The sequence below is a fragment of the Haliea sp. genome (genome assembly GCF_040222615.1).
In the GTDB taxonomy this organism is placed as follows: Bacteria; Pseudomonadota; Gammaproteobacteria; order Pseudomonadales; family Halieaceae; genus Haliea.
Genome location: NZ_JAVKCQ010000166.1, coordinates 1 through 20,842, shown reverse-complemented (window position 1 = coordinate 20,842; position 20,842 = coordinate 1). Strand labels below are relative to the sequence as shown.

21 protein-coding genes and 1 pseudogene are annotated in these 20,842 nt (G+C 63.2%); 13 read left to right on the top strand and 9 right to left on the bottom strand.

Going from position 1 to position 20,842, the window contains the following annotated elements; all coding sequences use genetic code 11:
• Positions 1–587: pseudogene (locus RJQ10_RS13890) on the top strand (hypothetical protein); the annotation flags it as partial.
• On the opposite strand, the gene RJQ10_RS13885 reads toward RJQ10_RS13890, so the two are convergent.
• The 6 genes from RJQ10_RS13885 to RJQ10_RS13860 form a co-directional block, all read right to left on the bottom strand.
• Positions 565–1,146: a class I SAM-dependent methyltransferase gene (locus RJQ10_RS13885; RefSeq protein WP_350147599.1), complete on the bottom strand. Its 582-nt coding sequence runs from the start codon at positions 1,144–1,146 to the stop codon at positions 565–567. The pseudogene RJQ10_RS13890 and the gene RJQ10_RS13885 sit on opposite strands and share 23 nt — an antisense overlap.
• A gap of 52 nt (positions 1,147–1,198) precedes the next feature.
• Positions 1,199–1,396 (bottom strand): cold-shock protein, encoded by a 198-nt coding sequence (locus RJQ10_RS13880; protein WP_350147603.1) that lies wholly within the window; start codon positions 1,394–1,396, stop codon positions 1,199–1,201.
• 429 nt (positions 1,397–1,825) lie between these two features.
• Positions 1,826–2,038 (bottom strand): cold-shock protein, encoded by a 213-nt coding sequence (locus tag RJQ10_RS13875; RefSeq protein ID WP_350147598.1) that lies wholly within the window; start codon positions 2,036–2,038, stop codon positions 1,826–1,828.
• Positions 2,039–2,130: 92 nt separating this feature from the next.
• Complete coding sequence (locus RJQ10_RS13870) at positions 2,131–4,965, bottom strand: valine--tRNA ligase (RefSeq protein ID WP_350147596.1); 2,835 nt, start codon at positions 4,963–4,965, stop codon at positions 2,131–2,133.
• A 33-nt stretch (positions 4,966–4,998) separates the two neighbouring features.
• Positions 4,999–5,427 carry a DNA polymerase III subunit chi gene (locus RJQ10_RS13865; protein ID WP_350147594.1) on the bottom strand — a complete coding sequence of 143 codons (429 nt, stop codon included), beginning with the start codon at positions 5,425–5,427 and terminating at the stop codon, positions 4,999–5,001.
• Position 5,428: 1 nt separating this feature from the next.
• On the bottom strand, positions 5,429–7,036 hold the full coding sequence (locus RJQ10_RS13860) for a leucyl aminopeptidase (RefSeq protein WP_350147592.1): 1,608 nt from the start codon (positions 7,034–7,036) through the stop codon (positions 5,429–5,431).
• A 47-nt stretch (positions 7,037–7,083) separates the two neighbouring features.
• On the opposite strand from RJQ10_RS13860, the gene lptF reads away from it, so the two are divergent.
• Positions 7,084–8,280 carry an LPS export ABC transporter permease LptF gene (gene lptF / locus RJQ10_RS13855; RefSeq protein ID WP_350147590.1) on the top strand — a complete coding sequence of 399 codons (1,197 nt, stop codon included), beginning with the start codon at positions 7,084–7,086 and terminating at the stop codon, positions 8,278–8,280.
• Entirely contained in the window at positions 8,267–9,328 is a 1,062-nt protein-coding gene (gene lptG / locus RJQ10_RS13850) for an LPS export ABC transporter permease LptG (protein ID WP_350147588.1), read from the top strand. The genes lptF and lptG overlap by 14 nt, the downstream gene beginning before the upstream one ends.
• Here lptG and RJQ10_RS13845 read toward each other — a convergent pair.
• Positions 9,325–9,801, bottom strand: coding sequence for an RDD family protein (locus RJQ10_RS13845; RefSeq protein WP_350147586.1), 477 nt, complete (start codon positions 9,799–9,801; stop codon positions 9,325–9,327). The genes lptG and RJQ10_RS13845 overlap by 4 nt on opposite strands.
• Before the next feature lie 162 nt (positions 9,802–9,963).
• Here RJQ10_RS13845 and RJQ10_RS13840 point away from each other — a divergent pair, with 162 nt between their 5' ends.
• Entirely contained in the window at positions 9,964–10,644 is a 681-nt protein-coding gene (locus RJQ10_RS13840; RefSeq protein ID WP_350147584.1) for a response regulator transcription factor, read from the top strand.
• A gap of 5 nt (positions 10,645–10,649) precedes the next feature.
• The gene (locus tag RJQ10_RS13835; protein ID WP_350147582.1) at positions 10,650–12,032 is read left to right on the top strand and encodes a sensor histidine kinase; all 1,383 of its coding nucleotides are present in this window, start codon (positions 10,650–10,652) and stop codon (positions 12,030–12,032) included.
• Here the strand turns inward: RJQ10_RS13835 and RJQ10_RS13830 are convergent.
• On the bottom strand, positions 12,016–12,723 hold the full coding sequence (locus RJQ10_RS13830) for a hypothetical protein (RefSeq protein ID WP_350147581.1): 708 nt from the start codon (positions 12,721–12,723) through the stop codon (positions 12,016–12,018). The genes RJQ10_RS13835 and RJQ10_RS13830 overlap by 17 nt on opposite strands.
• Positions 12,724–12,845: 122 nt before the next feature.
• On the opposite strand from RJQ10_RS13830, the gene RJQ10_RS13825 reads away from it, so the two are divergent.
• From RJQ10_RS13825 to trhO, 3 genes are read left to right on the top strand one after another with little or no spacing between them, the layout of a single operon-like run.
• The gene (locus RJQ10_RS13825) at positions 12,846–13,892 is read left to right on the top strand and encodes an AraC family transcriptional regulator (protein WP_350147579.1); all 1,047 of its coding nucleotides are present in this window, start codon (positions 12,846–12,848) and stop codon (positions 13,890–13,892) included.
• Positions 13,893–13,951: 59 nt separating this feature from the next.
• Positions 13,952–14,284, top strand: a complete 333-nt coding sequence (locus tag RJQ10_RS13820; protein ID WP_350147578.1) for a BolA family protein — start codon at positions 13,952–13,954, stop codon at positions 14,282–14,284.
• Positions 14,284–15,234: an oxygen-dependent tRNA uridine(34) hydroxylase TrhO gene (gene trhO / locus RJQ10_RS13815; RefSeq protein WP_350147576.1), complete on the top strand. Its 951-nt coding sequence runs from the start codon at positions 14,284–14,286 to the stop codon at positions 15,232–15,234. The genes RJQ10_RS13820 and trhO overlap by 1 nt, the downstream gene beginning before the upstream one ends.
• On the opposite strand, the gene RJQ10_RS13810 is transcribed toward trhO, so the two are convergent.
• Complete coding sequence (locus RJQ10_RS13810; protein ID WP_350147601.1) at positions 15,231–16,025, bottom strand: trypsin-like serine peptidase; 795 nt, start codon at positions 16,023–16,025, stop codon at positions 15,231–15,233. The two genes, trhO and RJQ10_RS13810, sit on opposite strands and share 4 nt — an antisense overlap.
• A 95-nt stretch (positions 16,026–16,120) precedes the next feature.
• On the opposite strand from RJQ10_RS13810, the gene RJQ10_RS13805 reads away from it, so the two are divergent.
• The 5 genes from RJQ10_RS13805 to RJQ10_RS13785 form a co-directional block, all read left to right on the top strand.
• A complete protein-coding gene (locus RJQ10_RS13805) occupies positions 16,121–16,984 on the top strand; it encodes an SDR family NAD(P)-dependent oxidoreductase (protein ID WP_350147574.1) in 864 nt (287 codons plus the stop codon).
• Between the two features lie 94 nt (positions 16,985–17,078).
• Complete coding sequence (locus tag RJQ10_RS13800) at positions 17,079–18,305, top strand: acyl-CoA dehydrogenase family protein (RefSeq protein WP_350147572.1); 1,227 nt, start codon at positions 17,079–17,081, stop codon at positions 18,303–18,305.
• Positions 18,306–18,328: 23 nt separating this feature from the next.
• Complete coding sequence (locus RJQ10_RS13795; RefSeq protein WP_350147570.1) at positions 18,329–19,165, top strand: alpha/beta fold hydrolase; 837 nt, start codon at positions 18,329–18,331, stop codon at positions 19,163–19,165.
• Complete coding sequence (locus tag RJQ10_RS13790; RefSeq protein WP_350147568.1) at positions 19,158–19,946, top strand: fumarylacetoacetate hydrolase family protein; 789 nt, start codon at positions 19,158–19,160, stop codon at positions 19,944–19,946. The genes RJQ10_RS13795 and RJQ10_RS13790 overlap by 8 nt, the downstream gene beginning before the upstream one ends.
• 42 nt (positions 19,947–19,988) lie before the next feature.
• A partial coding sequence (locus RJQ10_RS13785) for an acetaldehyde dehydrogenase (acetylating) (protein WP_350147566.1) occupies positions 19,989–20,842 on the top strand: 854 nt, incomplete at its 3' end.

Here is a 20,842-nt window from a genome sequence, read left to right as displayed (position 1 = left end):
CGCGCGGGTTCACCTCCGCGTCCGCTTTCCGCAGTGAGCCTGTCCAGGACCTGGATATCCATGAGCAGCGCCTGCTGACCGTTCAGCGCACGGCCGTGGCTCGCGGCGGTGAGTTGCTATCCGGCTTTGCGAGCCTGCCCGACGCGCAGGCTGGACCGCTGCGGGTGCAGGCGCTGCTGGCACAGGCAGACTGGTATCAGTGGAACGGCTTGCGTAGCCGCGCCGCCGACAATTATCGGGAGGTGGTCGGGCATTTGCAGGTGACAGGTCAGGAGTCACTGCTGCAGGATTGGTTTGGCAGCCCGGTCGAATTGCCTGACAACGGCACTTTTTCCCGGGACCCCGGGGAGGGCGGTGTGCCCGTTGTCGCGCGCTTTACCGTCAGTGCATCGGGGCGCCCGCGGGATGTCGAAACCACAGCGCTGGAAGAAGGCCAGAAAGGCTTCGCCATGCGGCTTTACAGGGGCCTGCTGGCGACCCGGTTTCGGCCGCGATTCGAGGGCGGGGCAGCGGTGGCGACAGCTGGCGTTGAGCGCAACTACCGCTATCTGGATCCGGACACCATCAGGCGTTTTCGATCACCATGAGCGCACCGCGGGCCTGGACGCTGCCCCGGCAGCGCCATGGCAGCAGTTCCGCATAATGCCGATCAACACAGATCTGCGCCATTTCAAGGAAGGTGGAGCGCTCCGGATCGGCAATGACAATGTGTTTTACCCCCGCTTTGACCGCGCGGTTCACCAGGTTGGTAACCGGCTTGACCATGTCGTCCCAGAAACAGATGTCGGCGGCGATCAGCAGGTCGTATTGCGCCAGCTCACGGGTAGTCAGCTGCTCGAAGCGTTTCACGAGATGCCGGCTGCGGACGCCGTTCAGCGCGGCGACCGCATCCAGGTAGGGAAAAACATCCGGGTCGGCATCCATGGACGTCACTTCGGCTCCCAGCCGGGCCGCACACCACAATCCGGCAATGCCCCAGCCGCAGCCTACATCCAATACCCGATCGTGATGCTCGGGTGTGTGTTTGCCGAGATAGTCGAGTAGCAGGCAACTGGATTTCCACAGTTTATTGCCATGGATACTGGGCTGCAGGCCCTGGCGCCGAACCCGACGGATGGCCGGGTGGGACGCGGTGGGCATGATCATGCCGCGGAATCTGCGCTCAGTGGTAACGGGTTTTTTCCCGCCGGCCTTCACTTCAGCTCGCCTGGTCCAGGACTTCCACATCTTCGGCCTGCGGTCCCTTGTTGCTGCTTGCGGTGTGGAAAGCCACCCGTTGGCCGTCCTGCAGGCTGCGGCGGCCCTCGCCGCGAATCGCGCGGAAGTGGACGAAGATCTCCTCGCCGTCATCCCGGGTGATGAAACCAAACCCCTTCGCCGAGTTGAACCATTTCACCGTACCCTGTTCCCGGCCGGCCTCGCGGTGTGATCCGGGCGCCTTGCCCGCCTTGCTCCCGGACTCTTTCGGGCTCGCGCTGTTGCCTGTCTCAGCGGGTATGAAACTGACGGCAACAGCGGTGGCAAGCGTGGCAACGCTGAACATGGCCAGCAAGGCAAGGTCAGGGAACTGGCCTCCCTGGAGGTAGGTGGCAATGGTGGAAACCGCGGCGGCGATAACGATACTGATGATGAATCTGGCGCTGAACTGCATTGTTGTCCTCATGTCTGGTTGGGATCAGTGCTGTGGCGGGTTTGCCCGGTCAGGACAAATGCCGAAACGCGGCGCGAGCAGGAGCCCCGCCTGAACGGCACGACGAACACGCTGGCCTGGCAGCGGCAGTGCGGGCAGAGGGCGGCTCGCCTGCTGCTGCCGCGAACTGCCGCGTTACAGTTTGAGCACGTCCTCGGCCTGCAGGCCCTTGGGGCCCTCGATCAGGCTGAATTCAACGGCCTGACCCTCGTTCAGGGTGCGATAACCATCTCCCTGGATGGAGCGAAAGTGCACGAAAACATCATCGCTGCTTTCCTCCCGGGTAATAAAGCCAAACCCCTTGGCGTTATTGAACCATTTTACCGTGCCGCTCACACGTTCACTCATACCGCTTTCCTCGGTGAAGCCTGCTGCTTTTTATTATCCCCCAGGGCGGTACTGCCGCGGGGTTCTGAAACCTGTTTGCCTGGCCACTGGAATCATAGCTGCGAGATGTATTCAACCTGTAGCCGCAGTTTGTCCAGCGCCTGCTCCTGTGCGGCCAGTTTTTCCCGTTCCCTGGCAACGACCTCCGCGGGCGCCTTGTCGACAAAACCGGCGTTGCCCAGCTTGCCCTGGAGTCGCGCCTGCTCTTTTTCCAGTTTCTCGACCTCTTTCCCCAGCCGGGCAAGTTCGCTGTCCCGGTCAATAAGTCCCGCCATGGGCACCAGCAATTCAAGTTCGCCCACCAGTGCAGTGGCGGCGACCGGGGTTGCAGCCCCGGGGGCCACCCATTCAATGCTCTCCAGCCTGGCCAGTTTCTTCAGGAAGGCGGCGTTGTCCTGCAGTCGCCTGGCATCGCTGTCACCACCATTGCGACAGAGCAGGGCCAGTGAACGACCCGGCGGCACGTTCATTTCTCCGCGGATGTTGCGCACGCCGATGATTACATTCTTGAGCCATTCTATATCTGCGTTTGCGGCAGTGTCCACGGCAGACTCGTCTCCCTGCGGATAAGGCTGCAGCATGATGGTTGGGCCCTCGATCCCCGCAAGCGGTGCCGCGCGCTGCCAGATCTCTTCAGTGATAAAGGGCATGAAGGGATGCAGCAGGCGCAGTGACGTCTCGAGCACCGTGATCAGGGTGCGGCGTGTGCCACGCTGCAGTTCGGGTGCGGCGGTTTCGTCCCACAGCACGGGCTTGGACAACTCCAGGTACCAATCACAGTATTCGTTCCAGATAAACTCGTAGAGCGCCTGGCTGGCCAGATCGAAGCGGTACTGGCTGATGGCGCGCTCGACTTCCCGCGCGGTCTGCTGCAGACGTGAGACGATCCAGCGATCAGCCAGGCTGAGGCTTACAGGCTGTGTACCGTCGCTGCCGCAGTCCTGGTCTTCACAGTTCATCAGCACATAGCGCGCGGCGTTCCAGATCTTGTTGCAGAAATTGCGGTAGCCGTCGATGCGGCCGATATCGAACTTGATGTCGCGGCCGGTGGATGCGAGAGAGCAAAACGTGAAGCGCAGGGCGTCGGTGCCGTAGGCGGCGATGCCGTCCGGGAACTCATCCCGGGTCTGTTTGGCGATCTTCTGCCCCAGCTGAGGCTGCATCATGCCGGCGGTGCGCTTCTCTACCAGGGGCTCAAGCTCTATGCCATCAATCAGGTCGATGGGGTCCAGGACGTTGCCCTTGGACTTGGACATTTTCTGGCCCTGGGAATCCCGCACCAGGCCGTGGACATACACGGTGTGGAAGGGCACCTGGGGGCTGCCATCCGGGTGCTTGAGGAAGTGCATGGTCATCATGATCATGCGCGCGACCCAGAAAAAGATAATGTCGAAACCGGTCACCAGCGCGCTGCTCGGGTGGAAGAGCTGCAGGTCTTCCGTAGTTTCCGGCCAGCCCAGGGTTGAGAAAGTCCACAGCGCGGAGCTGAACCAGGTGTCCAGCACATCCTCATCCTGCTGCAGGCTGGTGCCGGCGTCGAGCTTGTATCGGGCTCGCACTTCCGCCTCGTCACGACCAACGTAGACCGTGCCGTGACTGTCGTACCAGGCAGGGATCCGGTGTCCCCACCACAGCTGGCGGCTGATGCACCAGTCCTGGAGGTCGCGCATCCAGGAAAAATACATGTTCTCGTACTGCTTCGGCACGAACTGGATGCGACCGTCCTCGACGGCGGCAATGGCCGGCTTGGCGAGGTCTTCCACCTTGACGTACCACTGGTCGGTCAGCCAGGGTTCTATCACGGCCCCGGAGCGGTCGCCGCGGGGTACCTTCAATGTGTGTGGTTCGACCTTCTCCAGCAGCCCCAGTTGCTCAAACTCGGCGACGAGCTGCTTGCGCGCAGCAAAGCGGTCCTGGCCGGCGTATTGCTCCGGTCCTTTCTCGCCGTGGACCGTTGCGTAGCCCTCGAAGGTCAGCACGGTGAATTCGCCGAGCACGCAGCCATTGCGATCAAGTACGTTGATCAGCGGCAGGTTGTGGCGTTTGCCGACCTCGTAGTCATTGAAATCGTGGGCCGGTGTGATCTTCACGCAGCCTGAGCCAAATTCCCGGTCCACATAGTCATCGGCGATGATGGGGATCAGGCGCCCGGTGATGGGCAGGCGCAGCTGCTTGCCGACAAGATGGCGGTAGCGCTCGTCCTCCGGGTGCACGGCTACCGCGGTGTCGCCGAGCACGGTTTCTGGCCGGGTGGTGGCAACCACCAGGAAACCATCCTCGCCCTCAATGGGATAGCGCAGATGCCAGAGCGAGCCCTGTTCCTCCTCGTTCAACACCTCGAGGTCGGAAATGGCCGTGTTGAACACCGGGTCCCAGTTCACCAGCCGCTTGCCGCGGTAGATCAGGCCTTCATCATAGAGCCGGACAAACACTTCCCGGACGGCGTTGGAGAGGCCCTCGTCCATGGTGAAACGTTCCCGGGACCAGTCCACGGAGGCCGCCAGGCGGCGCAGCTGGTTGGTGATGGTGCCACCGGAACGGGCTTTCCATTCCCAGACCCTGGCGATAAATTCATCGCGGCCCAGGTCGTGGCGATTCTTGCCTTCCGCCGCCAATTGCCTTTCCACGACCATCAGGGTTGCGATGCCGGCGTGGTCGGAGCCGACCTGCCACAGGGTGTTGTCCCCCAGCATCCGGTGGTAGCGAATCAGGGCATCCATGATGGTGTCCTGGAACGCGTGCCCCATATGCAGGCTGCCCGTTACATTGGGCGGCGGGATCATGATGCTGTAGTTGTGTTCCCCGCCCTGGGGCCGGAAATAACCCTGCTGCTCCCAGTGCTCGTACCAGCGGGTTTCGATGTTGGCGGGTTGGAAGGTCTTGTCCATCGTCAGTGATGTCCGGCTGCAAAAAGGGCGGGATTATACGCCGCTGAGGTCGTGCTTTTCCAACGCGTAGCCGCGGGATTGATAGAAGCGCCAGGAGGCACGCGATGCCTCCAGGCTCTCCGGGTCCTGGGTCACCACTTCCGCGACCCGGTGGAAACGGCTGAAAAACGCCGGAATCACCCGCTGCAGGTTGATCAGCAGGTCATCGTGGTCCTCCGGCTCCTGGCCCCAGCCTATCGCGACGAGCTCGGAACCGGGCTCCCCGGGAAGGCCGTGGGGCAGGAAGCTGCCGGGGCGGAACTCCCACAGCAAGGTGTCCAGGGCCCGGGCCTGGGATTCATCCTGGGCGTTGATGAAAATGCGATGGCCGCGCTGGAAGGCCTTGTCGGCCAGCCGGGCGGCCACCTGCAGGCGCCGGCCCTGGTCCGCGGCCTGCACCACGTAGAACCCAACCCGGGTCATGTCAGCTGGAAGCGCCGCGCGGGGCCGCCTTCCGTGCGGCTGCCTTGCGCGGCCCGGCCTTGCGTGGCCCGGCCTTCTTCGGCAGGTTTTTGCCCTGCTTTACCTTGCCACTGCTGGCGTCGGGCGCGACGCGGTCCTGCAGGTAGCGGGCGAGCATGGCCACCGGGCGGCCGGTTGCCCCCTTGGGAGAGCTGTTCCAGGCCGAGCCGGCGATATCCAGGTGGGCCCAGGGGTAGTCTTCGGTAAAGTGAGACAGGAAGCAGGCGGCGGTGACGCTGCCGGCCTCGGGGCCGCCGATGTTCGCGATGTCGGCAAAGTTGCTGTTCAGCTGCTTGCGATAGTCGTCCCACAGGGGCATGCGCCAGCCGCGGTCATGGGTGACCTCGCCGGCGGCGAGCAGTCCAGCCGCGAGCTCTTCGTTGTTGGCGTAGACAGCGGAAGCGTGGGAGCCCAGGGCGATGACGCAGGCGCCGGTGAGGGTGGCGATATCGATCACGGCCGCCGGCTTGAAGCCGCTGGCGTAGCTCAGGGCATCGCATAGCACCAGCCGGCCCTCGGCATCCGTATTCAGGATCTCGATGGTCTTGCCCGCCATGCTGGTAACCACGTCACCTGGCTTGGTGGCGCGACCGCTGGGCATGTTCTCGGCGGCTGCAATGATGCCGGTAACGTTGAGCGGCAGAGCCATGTCGATCACTGCCTGCAGTGTCCCGAGCACGCTGGCGGCACCGCACATGTCGTACTTCATTTCGTCCATCTTGGCGCCCGGCTTGAGGGAGATACCGCCAGAGTCGAAGGTGATACCCTTGCCGACCAGTACCTGGGGGGCCTGGCCGGACTTGCCGCCCTTGTATTCAATGACAATCAGCTTGGCGGGTTCGTCGCTGCCGGCGGAGACCGACAGCAGCGAGCCCATGCCCAGCTCGCGCATCTTTTTCTCCTCCAGCACCTGGGTACGGACCTTGCCATTGCCGCGAGCCAGTTTGCCGGCCTCCCTGGCCAGGTAGGTCGGAGTGCAGATGTTGCCGGGCAGGTTGCCCAGTTCCCGAGCGTAATTGATCCCATTGCCGACAGCGGCGCCGGTATTCAGCGCGTCCTGTGCCTTGCTCGTGGCGAGCGACTCGCCGGGGTTGACCAGCATTTTCTTCAGGGCCAGGGGATCCTTGGGCTTGGATACGGTTGCAGAGTAGCGGTAGGCACTGCTCACCAGCCCCCGGGCGAGCAACTCGAACAGCCAGTCCGGCTCGACCTTGGCAGAGGCCAGGTCGCCGGCGTGGAACAGGGCGTCCGTCGCGCTGCTGGCGCCGAGGGCGTTGTTCAGCCCCTGGAGCGTTTCCCGGGCAGCGGCCTGGTCGAATTTTGCCTGCTCTCCGCAGCCCAGCAGCAGCACCCGCGCGGCGCCGCCGATACCCGGCAGCATGAGGGTCTGTCCGGTCTTGCCCTTGAAATCCCCGAGCTTGAGCGCGGCGGCGAGGGCGCCATTGCCGGCGCTGTCCAGCGCCTTTGCGGTCGGTGACAGCTGGCTGCCGTATACCGGCACGATGGCGCACTGGGTTTTGGCCTTGGCAATGTCCGCGAAGGCTCTTGCGGTGAAAGTCGGTTTGTTCATCGGATGTACCTGTGAGTTTTCGTGGGCGGGTGTCAGGGCGCTAGTGTATGATGACGGGCGATGAAACTGAACAGCTGGTGTCGTTCTTCTCCGGGGCGATATCCGGCGCTGTGATCCGGGTCCGCATGAAAATCCTCGCATATCTTACACGCGATGTCCTGCTGCATACGGTGGCGGTCAGCTTTACGCTGCTGGTGATTATTTTCAGCGGCCGCTTCGTCAAGTACCTGGCCGAGGCGGCGGTGGGTAATCTGGCCGGCGACATACTGTTGCCGGTAATGTTTTATCGTCTACCGGGTTTTCTAGAATTGATCCTGCCGCTGGGCTTGTTTATCGGCATCCTGATGGCCTACGGCAGACTCTACGTTGAGAGCGAGATGGTCGTTCTTTCGGCCTGCGGGGTAAGCCCCTCGCGGGTGGCAGCCTATACCCTGGCACCTGCGCTGCTGATTATGATCCTGGTGGCCGTACTCAGCCTGGTGGTAACGCCCATGGGCGCCGCCCGCTCCTCCGCCCTGCTGGATGACCCGGAGAAGTCCCAGGGGTTGCAAACCCTGGCGGCGGGCCGCTTCCAGAATCGCAGCGGCAGCGACCTGGTCAGCTACGCGGAGACAATCGCCCCCGATTCCGGGGTCATGCGAGGTGTATTCCTGTCGCAACAGACTGTCTCCGCTGACGGTACGCCACAGCTGGTTGTGACTGTGGCCGCCGAAGGGGAAATCGTCCTGGATGCCGGGACCGGGGCTCGCTACCTGGAGCTGCGCAACGGCTATCGGTACCAGGGGCTGCCCGGCCATCGCGATTACCGGGTAGTGGAGTTCGAGATTTTCGGCGAGCGCATCCCGGAGCCCGAGGGCGGTATTCGCAGCGTCCCCCGGGTGGATGGCCGGTCTACCGCATCCCTGCTGGCAGCGTCGGCGCCGGAGGATGTCGCCGCCCTGCACTGGCGTCTGTCCCTGCCGGTCACCGTGCCCATTGTGGCGATTATCGCACTGTGCCTCAGTCGTACCGACCACCGGCGTGGCCGCTACATCAAAATGGCTCCTGCCTTCGCCCTCTACCTGATCTATCTGGTGTTGCTCACCAATGCCCGGGCGGCAATGGAGGCGGGCGCCGGGCCGCTGGTGCTATGGCGGGTACACCTGTTGTATCTGCTGCTGGCGTTGTGGCTGCTCTATGGCAAGGTCATCGTCGGCCGCCTGTGGCGCCAGCGGCGGCGGGAGGGCTCGCATGCGGCTGCTTGATCGCTATATCGGCCGCACCGTTTTTGCGGCAATTTTCCTCGTGCTGCTGGTGATAGTCGGGGTCGATGTGGTCTCCGCCTTTATCGACGAATCCGGCGATGTCAGCGACAGCTATGGTTTCGGTGAGATTCTGGTCTACATTCTTTTTACCATTCCCGGTCGCCTCTATGAGTACATGCCGTTCGCAGCCCTGATCGGTTGCCTGGTGGGCCTCGGGCAGTTGGCCAGCGCCAGCGAGCTGATCATTATGCGCGGCGCCGGGGTCTCGATCGCCCGGCTGGTGGTGATCGTGATGAAGTCCGCACTGGTGGTAGCGCTGGCGGGTTTTCTGCTGGGCGAGTATGTGGCTCCACAGGCGGAGCAGCTGGCCCAAAGCCGCCGGGCCATGGCACAGAACCCGGGCGAGGGCGTAGCCGGGCGCTACGGGATATGGAACCGCGAGGGCAACTCCTTCCTTCATTTCAATGCCATGGAGAGCGAGGCCGTGGTGCACGGCATCACCCTGTTGCAGTTCGATGACCAGCGCCGGCTGCAATCAGCCCTGCGCGCCCAGCGCGCAGTTCATGCCGGTGATTACTGGCAGCTGGAGCAGGCGGTGAAGACCGACTTCAGTAGCTGGGAGACCACCCAGACACGGCATGAGACCCTGCGCTGGGATACCGGCATTACGCCGCAGTTACTGGTTATGGAGGTGGTGTCGCCGGAGCGCCTGCCGTTGCTGGATCTGTACCGCTACAGTCGCTATCTGCAGCAGCAGGGACTGGACTCGGACGACTTCGAGCTTGCCCTGTGGCGCAAGCTGCTGCAGCCGGTGTCGATTGCCGGCCTGGTACTGGTGGCCATTGCCTTTGTCTTCGGGCCGCTGCGGGATGGCACCATGGGTTTGCGGATATTTATAGGGGTGTTGGTGGGCGTGGTGTTCCAGATCAGCCAGGACCTGTTGGGTCCCGCCAGCCTGGTGTTTGGTTTTTCACCCCTTTACGCCGCTCTGGTCCCCGTGCTGTTGTGTATCGTCGCCGGGCTGGCGCTGCTGGCGAGAACCCGCTAGCTGGCGTCTGCCTGTTTCCCGGGTGGTTTGGGTAACAGTAGCAGATGCGTGCCGCTCAGGTGGTCGTGCCAGTAGCGTCCGCGCTTGTCCACCAAACACCACCAGTAGCCGAGGCCCGCGGGAGCCAGTGACACCAGCGCTGCCAGGCAGCGCAACACGCAGCGTCCGACGCCGGGGATATCACCGTTGCTATCCACCAGCTTTACCCGCCAGGCCTGCATGCCCAGGGTCTGGCCACCCTTGCGCCAGAAGGCGGTGAAGAATACGGTGACGCAGGCCAGGCTCAGCGCCTGCACCAGTTGCGGGTGCATCTGGTGGTACTCGGTACTCCCGGCGCCCTGCAGCCACATCTCCAGCGCTGTAGCTGCGGCAATGGTGACGCCGATAAACGGGATTACCAGCAGCGTGTCATAGACCATCGCCGCCAGCCGACGCAGCAGCGAGGGTGGGGGCAGTTCGGGGGTGTCTGGCATCAATTTCTCCACAATCTGGTTCAGGCATCGGCGATCCCGCCGCCGTTTGGTGCGGGCACATCCAGTCCAGGCGGGGGGCTCCGCGCATTACCGGATTGTAAATTGTCCCCGGGCCCCGGCCAGTGCTAAATTGCCGGGCATGATAATAGCGGGTTCTGCGCGATGAAAGTGCTGTTGGTGGAGGATGATCGTACCGTCGCGGACTTCATTGTCTCGGAACTGGCGCGGGTGGGTCACGAGTGCACTCATTGCGCAGATGGCGAGAGTGGCCTGGCCGCCGCCAGGGATAATAACCACGATGTACTGGTTGTAGACCGGATGCTGCCCCGCCTTGATGGGCTGGCGCTTCTGGCCAGTCTGCGACAGGAGGCAATCGATACCCCGGTGCTGATCCTGAGCGCGCTGGGGGATGTTGACGACCGGGTCCAGGGCCTGCATTGCGGTGCGGATGACTATCTGGTCAAGCCCTTTGCCATGGCGGAGTTGCTGGCGCGGCTGGAAATCCTGTCCCGTCGCGGCAGCCAGTCCGGTTCCGAGGTGCCCACACGTCTCCAGGTGGCCGACCTGGAAATGGACCTGTTGAGTCAGGAGGTGCGACGGCGAGGCGAGGTCGTCAACCTGCAGCCCCGCGAGTTCAGGCTGCTGGAGTACCTGATGCGCAACGCGGGCCAGGTGGTAACCCGGGCCATGTTGCTTGAGCATGTCTGGGGCTATCACTTCGACCCGCAGACCAACGTCATCGATGTGCACATATCCCGACTGCGGCAGAAAATAGATCGCGATTTTTCCCCACCGCTGCTGGCAACGGTGCGCGGCGCGGGCGACTGCCTCGGCGCGGGCTGAACGCCGTGCGCATTCTGGATGTCCTCAACAGCCTCACCTTTCGCTACATCGTCAAGTACGTCACCGCACTCAGCGCCACGGTGTTCCTGCTGTTGGCCGTGCTCTACGCATATTTCAGCTACGGCTACTTCACCGAGCTGCGCTCCTCCATTCTCGATGAGCTGGAAGCGCTGCAGCTGGTCTATAACGGCCAGGGCATGGAAGGGGTGGAGCAGTATCTTGCAGACCAGCGCAACCTGCCTACGATCGGCCGTTACAGCTACCTGATCCTCGACGCGGAAGGCACCAAAGTGGCGGGGGATCTGGCGCGGACCCCGCGCTATCGCGAATTTTCCGGCGGCTGGCTGGGATTCCAGCTGGCGCTGCTTAACTGGGGCGAAACCGTGGATGTGGATTTTCTCGCCCGCCGGGAGTCGCTGGGAGACGGTTACGCCGCCCTGGTGGCACGCAACTACGCTGATGCGGTGGCCAGCGGCGGACTCGTTCTGGTTACCCTGTTTCGGGCGATGATCGCAACACTGCTGTTGGGTATCGTGGGTGGTTTCTTCAGTGCCGCCACGACCCTGCACCGCTTTGAGCGGCTCAACAGCGAACTGTCGGGCATCATTCGCGGCAATCTATCGGAGCGCTTGTCGATTGAGGGCAAGAAGGGCTACCCGCGAGAACTCGCCCGGGCCATGAACCTGATGCTGGACCAGATCGGCTCCCTGATGCAGGGCGTGAAGCTCGTCTCAGACAATATTGCCCACGATCTGCGTACCCCGTTGACCCGGATCCGCAACCAGCTCAGCCAACTGCGGCAGCGGCTCGATCCGGCGGGCCAGGATGAGGTCGACCGAATTATCGAGGATTGCGATAGCCTGCTGTCATCGTTCAACGCCCTGCTGCGGATATCCGCGCTGGAGTCCGGGAGTCGCGCCCCGGTCCAGGCCAGGGTGGCGCTGTCGGGACTGCTGGGGGATCTGGCCGAACTGTATGAGCCAGTGGCCAATGACAAGCAGGTCAGCTTGCGGCTGGAGATTGCCGGGAACGTCGAGTGCGCTGGCGACAGCGATCTTCTGTTCCAGATGTGCGCCAACCTGCTCGACAATGCCATCAAGTACACACCGGCGGGGGGCTGTATCGACGTGACCCTGGCCGCGCGTCGCGACACGGTTGAGATCCAGGTGGCGGACTCCGGGCCGGGAATCGATCCCGCTGACCGCAAGAATGTATTCCGCCGCTTCTACCGGGTCGAGTCCAGTCGCGGGGAGCAGCCCGGCCACGGGCTGGGCCTCAGTCTGGTGCAGGCCATCGTCCACTATCATCGCGGCAGCATAGCGCTGGAAGACAACGAGCCGGGCCTGCGCGTCGTGGTCAACCTGCCCGAGACTAGTCCTCGAGACTGAGGCGGCTGGTGTCCGGTGCTGTCGTCGTGTCTCGTTTGCGGTACTGCTCCTCCAGGACATCGGCACCGGCGTCGGCAAGTTCCAGGCGTGAAAGATCCAGGCTCGGGGCCGGTGCTGGCGGCGGGGCGCAGTCGCTCAGGTCGCCTCCCTCGGGCTCCAGTGCCAGGTGGGCACTGATGGCGACCGGCACCACTGGCTGCGCAGCTGACAAGCCGGGTATATCCGCGCCGACCGCTCCCAGCGTCAGATGGCTGGTGTCCGGTGGGGGTGGTGCCGCAGGTGCAGGGTCCGCCAGGTGCTCGCCGGTCGCGGCAACATCGAAGGAGGGCGCAGCGACGCTGGGCGCAACCGCGGTGGCGCGCTCCCCGGGGCCCAGCACATCGGTGCCCGGCGGTGCCAGGGTCAGCCCGGCCTGCGGCGCGGTGGCAGCTGCGGTTGGCGTTGCTGCCTGCGCTGCCTCCGCACAGGGCCGAAGTACGGGCCTGGCCCCGGCGTTTTCCAGCGCCTGCTGGTATTTGCGCGCTGTTGCCTCGTCGGCATCGCGTTTCAGTATCTGGGGTTTGCCGCTGAACAGCTTGTCCAGCGTGGCTTCATCGGCCTTGAACAGTCGGCCGAGGTTGCTGCGAACAGTTGCCGCGTCGCAACCCTCCAGCAACTGCCCCGCAAACAGCACATCGAAGCGTTCACTCATGCCCTTTCCCCGTTCCTGTCCTTGCTTGCAGTATAGGCGCTGCGGGCAGGCTGACCAAGCATCTGTCGGCAGCTTGTCTGTTAACATGACTGCTTTCGAATGTGCTGAGGTTGCCCCGGCTGATGTCTGAACAACTGCCCACCCGGTTCGTGCGGACGCTTGTGCGCATGGTGGAGGAGCGTGGGCACGATCCGGCGGCAGTACTGGCGGCGGCGGGGCTCGACTTCGACCCCCGGGAGCAAGCTGCAGCAGGCTATCGGGACCAGGTCACTGCCATGGAATACTCCCGGGTTTACCAGCAGGTATTGCGCCTGCTGCAGGATGCCACCTTCGGCGTTACCCGCAGCGACCTGGCGGCACCCGGCGCATTCCGGATGATGTGCTACTGCATCATTTCCTGTCGAAACCTCGGCCACGCAATCCAGCGGGCGGCGGAATTCTACCGGACATTTTTTGATGAGCAGAGCCAGCTTTATGCCAATTTCAGCGACGATAGCGCACGCGTCGGCTACCTGCATCGAAGCGCAACGGAGCAGCTGGCAGTGGCGGCGGCGGACGTCTACGGGCTGTCCCTGTGGCACCGGTTTTTCGGTTGGCTGTGCGGCAGGCCCCTGCCGCTGCAGCGGGTTGACTTTCAGGGTGGCGCGACGGCCAGTGAGGACAAGTACCGGGACCTGTTCCAGGCGCCGCTGTACTTCAACCAGGCCCGCGATCTGCTCTATTTCGACGCGGCCTGCCTGGCCTGGCCGGTGGTACATACCGAGCACTCGCTGGACGAATTTCTACGCACCGCGCCCTACCAGTTACTGCTGATTGATGCGCGCTCGGCCAAGAACAGGTTGTCGGCCCAGGTGCGCGCCATGCTCGGCCACGATTTCCAGCAGGGAGTTCCGGGGTTCGACGCCATCAGCCAGGCGCTGAACATGTCCGCTCCGACGCTGCGCCGGAAACTCAGACGCGAGGGTACGACCTTCCAGACTCTCAAGGACGAGGCTCGCCACGAGGCCGCCTGTCTCGCCCTGGACCGCCCTGAGCTGTCCATCCAGGATGTGGCCCTGCAGCTGGGTTTTACCGATCCCAGCGCGTTCCATCGCGCGTTTCGCAAGTGGAGCGGAAACACGCCGGGTCAATACCGGGCCAGTCGACGCCGGCGGCGTCGGGAAGGCTGAGCCAAGGTACCCTGAGTGCGCTCTCTCGGGGTATAATCCCCGGCCCCGAGGGAGGCCCTATGTCAGTCCAGCAACAGATCCGCGAGCAACTACTAGCAGCCCTGGCGCCTGATCATCTGGAGGTTGCCAATGAGAGTCACATGCACAGTGTGCCGCCGAATTCAGAGACCCATTTCCGGGTGGTCGTGGTGAGTGAGGTTTTTAGCGGCCAGCGTCAGGTGGCCCGGCACCAGAAGATCTACGGCCTGCTTGCAGCGCAGCTGGAGGGGCCTGTGCACGCGCTCGCGCTGCATACCTATTCGCCAGTCGAGTGGCAGGCTCGCGCCGGAGCGGCGCCAGCGTCCCCCGATTGCCTGGGCGGCAGCGCGGCAGATGCGCAAGGAGCGGACTGATGACCGGTTTCGTAGTTGCCGCCCTGTATCGCTTTGTAACCCTGGACGATTATCGGGAATTGCGAGAAAGACTGCTGGATGAGTGCGTCGCCGCCGGGGTCAAGGGCACGCTGTTGCTGGCGGCTGAGGGTATCAATGGCACCATTGCCGGCAGCCGCGAAGGGATCGACAGGGTGCTTGCCTGGATCCGCAGCGATCCGCGCCTGGCGGCGCTTGAGCACAAGGAATCCGTGGACGACGAGATGCCCTTCTACCGCATGAAGGTAAAGCTGAAGCGGGAGATCGTCACCATGGGTGTGGATGGCATTGATCCCAACAAGGTGGTGGGTACCTACGTTGCACCGCGGGACTGGAATGCCCTGGTCAGTGATCCCGACGTGGTGCTGATCGACACCCGCAACCGCTATGAATATGGCATCGGTACGTTTCGCGGCGCGATTGATCCCGCGACCACTTCTTTCCGTGAATTCCCGCGCTATGTGCGCGAAAACCTGGATCCAGCCCGGCACAGGAAGGTAGCCATGTTCTGCACCGGTGGTATTCGCTGCGAGAAAGCGTCTGCGTTCATGCTGCAGGAAGGTTTCGAGGAGGTGTATCACCTGCAGGGAGGTATCCTCAAATACCTGGAGGAGGTTCCCGAGGAAGAGAGCGCCTGGGAAGGGGAATGCTTTGTGTTCGACAACCGGGTCGCGGTCAATCATCGCCTGGAAAAGGGCAGCTATGACCAGTGTCACGGTTGCCGCCACCCCGTCACCTCGGAGGATAAAGCTTCAGCGCGCTATCAGCAGGGTGTCTGTTGCCCACACTGCTACGACAGTCTGACCGCAGAGCAAAAGGCCCGGTTTGCGGAGCGCCAGAAGCAGATGGAATTGGCGGCCCGGCGCGGGGAGCAGCATGTGGGTGCGCCCCCGCCCGGGCGCCAGCTTCGCGCCGGCAAGGGAGTAGCCTAGCGCAGTGGCAGCGGCGCGCGAGCACCGCTGCCTGACCCTGTGACCAGCTCCGGGGGCAACCCCTGGCGGAAGGCCGCCACGGGAACAAAGCGACTGTAGTCAACGCTGTTGCCCTCGGAGATTACACCGCTGAGCAGGGGAACACCTGCTGCCGTCAGCTGGACCACTGCTCCGCCCGAGGCGCCCTTGTAGGCGCGACAGTCGCTGTCGCCGCTGCGGTTGTCCGCGGCGGTTATCCGGCAGGCCGGGTCGTAGCTCAGTTGTTCGCCGTTGGCCCCGGCCCCCGAATCCCGTGAATACCCCGCCATGACCACTGGCAGTGCCGGATCGGCCTGATGCGGGTGCAACTGCAAGGCCGGCACCTGTGCCAGGGATACTCGCTGACGCAGGCGCAGCAGCGCCCAGTCCGCCGCCATGCCGCCGCCATCGCGATAGCGCACCGCCTCGATCTCCAGCGGCGTGCCGCTGGCTGGCAGCAGGGTGAAGACAATCCGCTGGCTCAGGTCTTCGTAGTCCTCCAGACAGTGCCATGCCGAAACGATCACCGAGGCATGACTGGCACCCGGTGCTGCAACCAGCGTGGCGCTGCAGCGTTCAGTGTGGTGCCGCACATGGCCGTTCTCCAGCCTGAGGCCGGGCACCGTCAGCTGGCCGATGGCGCGCAGCCAGTCCGGCGCTGCCGGTGAATAGCGCAGCCTCGTGTCCCCGTTGGCCCCGGAGGCGATGGCCAGTAGCAGGAACAGCAGGGGCAGTCGGACGCGCAGGGTAATTTCTCCAGAGTGGCCTAACATATTGGTCAACGGCTTTCGGGTCGGGCTTGGCGCCTGTCACTGCTGCCAGTAGCATGGTCGACGATAGCAGCCCAAGTAGCAAGCGGGAGGACTGGATGGGACAGGGCAGGGAATGCATTGCGGTAGTGACCGGTGCCAGTCGCGGCGCGGGCAAGGGGATCGCGAAGGCTCTCGCAGCCGCAGGTGCCACGGTGTATATCACCGGCCGTAGCTGGCGTGCGGGGGAGGCGGCGCTGCCCGGGTCCCTGACCGAAACTGCGGCGGAAATTGATGCTGCGGGGGGAGTTGCGATCCCGGTACGCTGCGACCACAGCCGTGACGAGGAGGTCGAGGCGCTGTTCGCCCGGGTGCGGGAAGATCATGGCCGGCTCGATATCCTGGTCAACAACGCCACCGGCCTGCACGATGCACTCACCACGACCGGGCCATTCTGGGAAAAACCCCTGGACCTGACTGCGATCTGGGACGTCGGGATGCGCTCACACTACACCGCGAGCTGGTATGCGGCGCCGCTGTTGTTGGCCAACGGCGAGGGGCTGGTGGTAAACACGTCGTCCTTTGGCGGGCGGATCTACATGCACGGCCCGGCCTACGGCGCCGGCAAGGCGGCGGTCGACAAGATGGCGCACGACATGGCAGTCGACTTCCGGCCCCACAAGGTCGCGGTGATTTCCCTGTGGATGGGCCTGCTGCTCACCGAGCGCACCAGGCAGGTGTTTGATGCCGAGCCTGACAAGTACGCCGACCTGGTGGCTACCGCGGAGCACCCGGAGTTCAGTGGCAGGGTGATCGCGGCACTCTGGGCGGATCCCGGACGCATGGCGCACACTGGCACGGTTTGTATCGGTGCGGAGCTCGGCGAGGCATACGGTGTTACCGATATCGACGGTGGCCACCCCCCTTCGCACCGGGCCTTCTTCGGGCCCCCTACCACCTTTGGCGATGCAGTGGTGGAGTAGGATTCATACCCTATATGGAGGATGATTGTCCGCCACTTGCAGCGTTTAATACGCGGTCACGTAAAAGAGCAATAACAGTTCGCAGGAGGTTCTCATGACGGTGCAACAGGCAATGACAGCGGCAACGCTCGACAATACTCATGGTCTTGGCTCGCCTCGCGCAGAGGCGCTGCTGGCCGCGGCCCGGGCGATGGGGCCCGTTTTGCGGGAGCGTGCGGCGCACTGCCGCGCCGAGCGCAAGGTGCCGGCGGAGACGATCGCCGACTTCCAGGAAGCCGGCTTTTTCAAAATCCTGCAGCCGGAACAGTGGGGCGGCTATGCCATGGATCCCCAGGTCTTCTATTCTGTGGGTCTCGAAATTGCGAAGCACTGCATGTCCAGTGCCTGGGTATTGGGCGTTGTGGCGGTGCACAATTGGCAGTTGGCCGTTTTTGACGACCGTGCCGCGCAGGACGTTTGGGACAAGGATACCAGCGTGTTGATTTCCTCTTCCTACGCGCCGGTGGGAAAGGTGACGCCGGTGGATGGTGGTTACCGCCTGAGTGGGCGCTGGAGCTTCTCTTCCGGCAGTGAGCACTGCCAGTGGGCCTTCCTCGGCGCCGTTGTGCCGACGCCTGACGCCCCGTTTGACATGATGAATTATCGCACTTTCCTGGTGCCGATCAGCGACTACCGGATAGTCGACAACTGGGACGTGGTGGGCCTGCAGGGTACCGGCAGCCACGATATAGTGGTCGAGGACGCCTTTGTCCCTGAACATCGCACCCATCGCTCGCTGGATGGCTACCGCTGTGACAACCCCGGTAACGCTGTCAACGATGCGCCACTGTACCGAATGCCCTTTATGCAGGTGTTTGTGCGAGCCGTCTGTACCGCCACCCTCGGCGCCCTGCAGGGTTCACTGGAAAACTTCATCGAGGTCGCCAGGACCCGTCGCGTGGGCCCGGTGCCCATGAGCTCCGATCCTCATGCGCGCCAGCTGGCGGCGGACGTCAAGACCGCGATTGAGGAAATGAAACTCACCATGTTGCGCAACTTTGATGCCATGATGGGCTGTACCCGGGCTGGCGAACCGATTCCGGTCGAGGACCGTGTCCGTTATCGCTATGATTCAGCCGTGGTGGCAGACCGCTGCCTGGAGCTCTCGGGCAAGATGCTCAAGGCCGCCGGCAGCGGCGGTATTCGCGTTGGCAGTGACTTGCTCGCGCGGCACCTCGATATACTCGCCAGCCAGGCTCACGTTGCCAATCATTCGACACCCTTCGCCGACAACATGGGTGCGGTGCTGTTCGGCGAAGAAAACCGCGACTACGCTGTCTGATAACTGACAACACGGGGATAACAATGGGAACCAAAGGACTGCTGCCGGAAGGCAAGTACGCCGATTGCGCAAACGGCTACCGGATTCACTACCTGGACGAGGGGAACGGTGAGGACGTCGTGGTATTCCTGCACGGCTCCGGCCCGGGAGCCAGTGGCTACAGCAACTTCAAAGGCAACTATCCGTCTCTGGTAGAGGCGGGCTTTCGCTGCATTGTTCCCGATCACATAGGTTATGGTTTTTCCGACAAGCCCGACGATGTCGACCACACTCTGGATTTCTTCGTGCAGTGTATCAAGCAAACGCTCGATGAAGCTGGTGTCAGTCGCTGCAGCCTGGTGGGCAACTCCCTGGGAGGCGTGGTGGCGATAGGTCTGGCTCTCGCACATCCCGAGCTGATCGACAAGCTCATCCTGATGGCTCCCGGTGGACTCAGCGAGATGCACGAGTACCAGCAGATGCCGGGTATGCAGAAGATGTTCAAGGTGTTTGGCTCGGGCGAACCCGTTACCCACGAAGTGATGAAGGACCTGTTTGCCACCGGCCTGATGTACGACCCCCGCCATGCGACCGATGAGCTGGTCAGCGAGCGCATGCAGATCATGGGCATCATGAACGGGCATGTGATGGCCAGTATGAAGATTCCAGTCGTTGTTGATCGCCTGCACGAACTGGATTGTCCGGTGCTTGCTTTCTGGGGCATGAACGAGCGCATGATGCCGGATAGCGGCATCATGGCGCTGGCAAAAAACGTCAGGCACCTGCAGTTTATTCTCCTTTCCGAGTGTGGCCACTGGGTCATGGTGGAGCACCAGGATCTGTTTAACCGCCGCTGCCTGGAATTTTTGCAGCATGGATAAGCAGCAGATAGCGCTACATGGTGACGAACTCTATCGTGCCCTGCGCGAATTCCGCACCCTGGCACCGCTGACCGAGCGCGCCCCCGCCATCAGCATTGATGATGCCTACCACATCAGCCTGCAGATGCTGCAGCAGCGCCTTGAGCGCGACGGCGAGCGGGTGGTGGGCAAGAAGATCGGCGTCACCAGCAAGCCGGTACAGGACATGCTCGGCGTGTTCCAGCCTGACTTCGGCTTTCTCACCGACGCCATGGAATATCCGGACGGCGCCGACATTCCCGTCGCCGGCAACCTGATCCAGCCCCGTGCCGAGGGCGAGATCGCCTTCCGCCTGAAGAAGGATCTGCAGGGTCCCGGCGTTACCGAACAGGATGTGCTGGACGCCACCGAGAGCATCATGCCCTGCTTCGAAATCGTGGATTCACGCATTCGCAACTGGGAGATCAAGATCCAGGATACGGTGGCGGACAATGCCTCCTGCGGCGTCTACGTTCTGGGCGAGAACGCGGTGGACCCGCGGGATCATGACCTGCCGAACCTGAAAATGACCATCTGGAAAAACGGCGAGTATCATTCCGAGGGACTGGGCAGCGCCGTGCAGGGCAATCCCCTGACCGCCGTGGCCTGGCTGGCCAACACCCTGGGGGAATTCGGGATTCCCTTCAAGGCCGGCGAAGTGATCCTCTCGGGCTCCCTGGCACCGCTGATCCCGGTCGTGGCGGGAGACGAGATGCGCCTGGAAATCGGCGGCATTGGCGGCTGCAGCTGCCGGTTTGTCTAAGTCCCGCAGCGGCCACCCATTCAAGACAACGGAAACGCAGACATGAGCAAGAAAATCAGGGCGGCCATCATCGGCCCCGGCAATATCGGCACCGACCTGTTGATGAAGGCGATGCGCAGCGAACTGGTCGAGCCCGTGTGGATGGTGGGTGTCGACCCCGACTCGCCGGGCCTGGCCCGGGCGACGGACATGGGCATCAAGACCACCTGCGACGGCGTGGATGGTATGGTGCCGCACATGCGCGAGGACAACATCCAGATCTGCTTCGACGCCACCTCCGCCTATGTGCACGCGGACAACAGCCGCAAGGTGAACGAGCAGGGCGCGGTCATGATCGACCTCACCCCCGCCGCCATCGGCCCGTTCTGCATCCCGCCGGTGAACCTGCACGACGCCGTGGCTGCTAAAGCCATGAACGTCAACATGGTGACCTGCGGTGGCCAGGCCACCATCCCCATGGTGGCGGCCGTGAGCCGGGTACAGACCGTCATCTACGGCGAGATCGTGGCTACCGTGAGCTCCAAGTCCGTGGGCCCCGGCACCCGCAAGAACATCGACGAATTCACCCGCACTACCGCCCGGGGCGTGGAGCTGATCGGCGGCGCCCAGAAAGGCAAGGCGATCATCGTCATCAACCCGGCAGAGCCGCCCCTGATCATGCGCGACACCATCCACTGCCTGACCCTGGATGAACCCGACCAGGCCGCGATCACCCAGTCGGTCCACGACATGGTGGCGGAGGTGCAGAAGTACGTGCCCGGCTACACCCTGAAGAACGGCCCGGTATTCGATGGCAACAAGGTCAGCATTTACATGGAGGTCGCCGGGTTGGGGGACTTCCTGCCGCGCTATGCGGGGAACCTGGATATCATGACCGCGCCCTGCTCGTTCACCTT